The sequence below is a fragment of the Saccharomonospora iraqiensis subsp. paurometabolica YIM 90007 genome (assembly GCF_000231035.2).
GTDB lineage: Bacteria > Actinomycetota > Actinomycetes > Mycobacteriales > Pseudonocardiaceae > Saccharomonospora > Saccharomonospora paurometabolica.
In genome coordinates, this window is record NZ_KI912195.1 from 141 (window position 1) to 4,574 (window position 4,434).

A 4,434-nucleotide genomic window follows, 5' to 3' on the forward strand; every position below is an offset into this window, starting at 1 on the left:
GAACAACAGCGGCACGCTGCCGGTGGCGGCCGCGATGACGACCCCGACGCTGCCGACGGCGCCCGCGCCGTAGCCCGCCGAGAGGCCGATCCGGCGCCCCCGGCGTTGCGAGGCGCGTCCGACGAGGACCGCCGCGGCCGCGGAGCCGATGGTGAACAGCGCGCTGGGCAGGCCGGACAGGCTCGTACTGCCCAGCATGTCCTCGGCGAGCAGGGCGCCGACGGTGATGCCGGCGGCCAGGCCCGCCCCGCTGAGGATCTGGGCTGCCACGAGGACCACGAGGACCCGCCGATAGGCGGGGTGGAGGGGGGCGTCGATCACGGAAGGGCCTTCCTGCGGCGGGAGCGGTCCCGGCCGGGGTGCGCGGGGCGGGGCGGGACGGGTCGGAATCGCGGTGAACCGGATCGGTGCGGGCTCAGGGCGTCGCGACGGGCAGGTCGGCGAGCCGCCATTCGAGCATCCCGTCGGTGAGGCGGCGGGCCGTGCGCCCGTGTGCGGTGAGCAGCCGGACCGCGTCGTGGGCGAGCACGCACCAGCTCCCCCGGCAGTAGGCGACGATCTCCTGGTCGGCCGGGAGGGCATCGAGCTGGTCGACGAGCTCCTCCACCGGCACCGACACCGCCCCCGGGATGTGTCCGGCGTCGTACTCCTCGCGCGGTCGGACGTCGAGCACGACCACGTCCCCGGAGGCCACCCGACGCAGCAGTTCCTCCCGGCTGACCTGTTCGGCGTCGTCGGGGCCCAGGTACGCGGCGCCCGCGGCGTCCACCTCGGGCAGGTGCGCCCCGGCGACGGTGCGCAGCAACGCGTACAGCGCGGCCACATCGGCACCGGCGAGCCGGTAGTGGATCCGGGTGCCCTCCCGGCGCGTGCGGACCAGGTTCACCCGCTTGAGGGCCTGCAGATGCGCGGAGGCGGTGGTCAGGCCGAGCCCGGCCGCGCGGGCGAGCGACTCGACGGTGCGCTCCCCCTGGGCGAGCAGATCGAGCAGCTCCAACCGCTTCCCACTGCCCAGCGCCTTGCCGACGCGGGCGAACTGGTCGAACAGGGCCGTCTTCGTCTCCGGGTCACCCATCATTCCTCCAATAATCCATGGATTAGTATACGAACCGGTCCCGGTGGTGAGCCGGCCCTCCCCGGGGAACGTCCCGCGGACGGACCGAGCCGGGACGACCTGGATCCGCTGGAGGTCGTGACCATGAGCACCCACCCGGTACGGCTGGGGCTGCGCGCCAACCTCGCCCAGTTCAGCCTGCTGGTGGCGGTGAACGCCCTCGTCGGCGGGATGGTGGGCCAGGAGCAGACGGTGCTGCCCCTGCTGGCCGAACGGGAGTTCGGCCTGACCGGCTACACGTTCCTGCTGACCTACGTGCTCGTCTTCGGGCTGAGCAAGGCCACCACCAACTACCTGGCGGGCACCTGGGCCGACCGCTTCGGACGCAGACCGGTCCTGATCGCGGGGTGGCTGATCGCGCTCCCCGTGCCCCTGATGCTGATCTGGGCGCCCGACTGGGGCTGGGTCGTGGCCGCCAACCTCCTGCTCGGCGTCAATCAGGGCCTCACCTGGTCGACCACCGTGATCATGAAGGTCGACCTGGTCGGCCCCCGTCAACGCGGACTCGCGATGGGCTTCAACGAGGCGGCCGGATACGGCGCGGTCGCGGTCACCTCGGCGCTCGCCGGGTACCTCGCCGAGGAGTTCGGGCTCCGCCCCGCACCCTTCCTGCTCGGCCTGTCCTACGCCGTCATCGGCCTCGGCCTGTCCGTGCTCGCCGTCCGGGAGACCCGCGAACACGCCCGCCTGGAGGCCGCCGCCCACCCCACCGACGGCTCCGCGGCCGGGCACGCCCGGCTCACCGACCGGCAGGTGTTCACCCGCACGACCGTCACCGACCCGGCCCTGTCCTCGGCCAGTCAGGCCGGTCTGGTGAACAACCTGAACTTCGGGCTGTCCTGGGGCGTGTTCCCGCTGCTGTTCGCCGGGGCGGGGCTGGCCGTGGACCGGGTCGGCATCCTGGTGGCCCTCTACCCGGCGGTGTGGGGCCTCGGGCAACTCGCCACCGGCGCCCTGTCCGACCGATGGGGGCGCAAGCACCTCATCACCGGGGGCATGCTCACCCAGGCCGCGGCCCTGGCTCTGATCGCCCTCGTCGACACCTTCGGTGCCTGGACGGTCGCGACCGTCCTGCTGGGTGCCGGGACCGCGATGGTCTACCCGACCCTGCTCGCCGCGATCGGCGACGTCGCCCACCCGAGCTGGCGGGCCCGCTCCGTGGGCGTCTACCGGCTCTGGCGGGACAGCGGCTACGCCGCGGGCGCCGTCCTCGGTGGAGTCGTGGCCGACCTCTGGGACCTGCGCGCCGCCGTCTGGGCCGCCGCCGCGGTCAGCCTGCTCTCCGGGCTCGGCGTCGCGGTCCGGATGTACGAGACCCACCGGCGTGGGTGACGGGCCCGCACACGGTGCCGGACGAACGGGTACGCGGTCGCCGTGTCGACGCTGGCCTGGATACTCACCGCGGGCGTGACGATGGCCCTGCTGGCCCTGTCCGGCAGCATCACCCTCGTCCTGCCCGAACGGATCTTCAACCGGGTCGTGCTCCCCCTGGTCGCGCTGGCCGCGGGGTCGCTGCTCGGCGGCGCCCTGTTCCACATGCTCCCGGAGTCGGTCGACGAACTGGGCAACACCCTCGGCGTCTACGTCTGGTTCGCCGCCGGACTGCTCACCTTCCTGGTGCTGGAGCAGTACCTGCACTGGCACCACTGCCACCGTCCCGTCGGCGCCCACCGGCCGGTGGGCTACCTGATCCTGGTCGCCGACGGACTGCACAACCTGATCGGCGGGCTCGCCATCGGCGCCGCCTTCGTCACCGACACCCGGCTGGGCATCATCACCTGGCTGATCACCGCCGCGCACGAGATCCCGCAGGAGATGGGCGATTTCGGCATCCTCGTCCACAGCGGCTGGTCGCGGGCCCGTGCCCTCGCCTTCAACCTCGTCTCCGCCGCCACGATCCTGCTCGGCGCGCTGGCCGCCTACGCCCTGTCCGGGCAGTTCAACTCGGCCGTGCTGCTCCCGTTCGCCGCGGGCAACTTCGTCTACATCGCCCTGGCGGACCTCGTCCCCGAACTGACCACCACCCCGGCGGCCCACGAGAAGACCATCCACACCCTCGGTGTCGCCGCCGGGCTGCTTCTGCTCTTCGGTGTCGCCGTCGCCACCTGAGCAAGCTCCGGGGACCGGACCACACGGACCACACCCGGACGGCGTCGGCCCGGTCATCCACGACGGGGATCGTCCTCCGCGGACTCCGGGTCGGTGGTGGAGGCGAGCGTGAAAAAGGCTTCCTCCTCCTGCGTGAAATGCAGCGTCAACACCGCGTCCAGCCCGTAGAGGGTGGCGAGCAGATCACTCACCTGATCAGGTTGGATGCCCTCCGGCGATTCCCGCAGATGCCGCTCCAGCCTGCGGGCGAGCCGGCCGATCTCGGCGTGCGCCCGGGTCATCGTGACCGTCCCCTCGGGGCTGCCGAGCACACCGGCCAGTCTCGGATACAACTCGGTCTCCTCGGCCCGCTCGTGGGGCAGCAACTGCTCGCTCAACATCCGGTACGCCCGGCGTACTGCCTGCTCGGCATCCGGATCGAGCCCCTCGGCGAGCTCGTCGGCGGCCTGCCGCACCGCGGCCCGCGCGTGCAACAGGTCGTCGTGTTCCCGTGCGAAGCGGTGCAGCAGCTGATCGAGGTCCCGGGGTGTCCTCCGGTGCGTGGGAACGCGCAGCGCCCGCAACGCGTTGAGGATCACGGCCACGTCGATGGCTTCCTGCACCAGCGCCCCCGCGACGGGCACCAACCAGCCGAAGGCCGCGGCGAACATCGCCACCACCGAGAGCACGGTGCCGAGTCCCGCGCTCTGCACCGCCAACCGGTGGGCCCGGCGGGCGATCTCGACCGCGTCCGCCAGCCGGTCGATCCGGTCGTCCATGATCACCGCGTCGGCCGCCTGCACGGCGGCGGTCGACCCGCGCGAACCGAGCGCGATGCCGACGTCCGCCGCGGCCAGCGCCGGTGCGTCGTTGACACCGTCACCGACCATGACGGTGACTGCGGCTTCCCGGGCCCGGCGCACCCGGTCGATCTTGTCCGCCGGACTCGCCTCGGCCTGCACGTCGTCGATCCCCAACATGCCGGCCACTTCCCGGGCGTCGTCCACCTTGTCCCCGGTGAGCAGCACGATCGTCCGCAGACCGGCCGCCCGGAGCCGGCGCATCGTCCTGGCCGCGTCCGGCCTGATCCGGTCGGCGACCAGCAGGCACCCCACCGGAACACCGTCCCGCTCGACCCACACCGCGCTGGCGAGGTCCAGCCGCGCGCGCCGCGCCGCGCCGCGGGCCCAGTCCGGCAGTCGTTCCGGATGGGAGAGCCGTCCGACACCGAT

4 protein-coding genes and 1 pseudogene are annotated in these 4,434 nt (G+C 72.7%); 2 read left to right on the forward strand and 3 right to left on the reverse strand.

Going from position 1 to position 4,434, the window contains the following annotated elements:
* Positions 1 to 321: pseudogene (locus SACPADRAFT_RS24910) on the reverse strand (MFS transporter); the annotation flags it as partial.
* A gap of 94 nt (positions 322 to 415) precedes the next feature.
* A complete protein-coding gene (locus SACPADRAFT_RS0201865; RefSeq protein WP_007026653.1) occupies positions 416 to 1,075 on the reverse strand; it encodes an ArsR/SmtB family transcription factor in 660 nt (219 codons plus the stop codon).
* A gap of 123 nt (positions 1,076 to 1,198) precedes the next feature.
* Between SACPADRAFT_RS0201865 and SACPADRAFT_RS0201870 the strand changes: the two genes are divergently transcribed.
* Together SACPADRAFT_RS0201870 and SACPADRAFT_RS0201875 are read left to right on the forward strand one after the other, a co-directional pair.
* Positions 1,199 to 2,446 carry an MFS transporter gene (locus tag SACPADRAFT_RS0201870; protein ID WP_007026654.1) on the forward strand — a complete coding sequence of 416 codons (1,248 nt, stop codon included), beginning with the start codon at positions 1,199 to 1,201 and terminating at the stop codon, positions 2,444 to 2,446.
* A 42-nt stretch (positions 2,447 to 2,488) separates the two neighbouring features.
* Positions 2,489 to 3,223 (forward strand): ZIP family metal transporter, encoded by a 735-nt coding sequence (locus SACPADRAFT_RS0201875; RefSeq protein ID WP_007026655.1) that lies wholly within the window; start codon positions 2,489 to 2,491, stop codon positions 3,221 to 3,223.
* 53 nt (positions 3,224 to 3,276) lie between these two features.
* Here the strand turns inward: SACPADRAFT_RS0201875 and SACPADRAFT_RS24915 are convergent.
* On the reverse strand, positions 3,277 to 4,434 hold a 1,158-nt coding region (locus tag SACPADRAFT_RS24915; protein ID WP_007026656.1), incomplete at its 5' end, for a heavy metal translocating P-type ATPase.

What these genes read in the sequence shown, in the direction of transcription:
- SACPADRAFT_RS0201865 (WP_007026653.1), bottom strand. Translation starts at nt 1,075, where the DNA reads ATGGGTGACCCGGAGACGAAGACGGCCCTGTTCGACCAGTTCGCCCGC.
- SACPADRAFT_RS0201870 (WP_007026654.1), top strand. Translation starts at nt 1,199, where the DNA reads ATGAGCACCCACCCGGTACGGCTGGGGCTGCGCGCCAACCTCGCCCAG.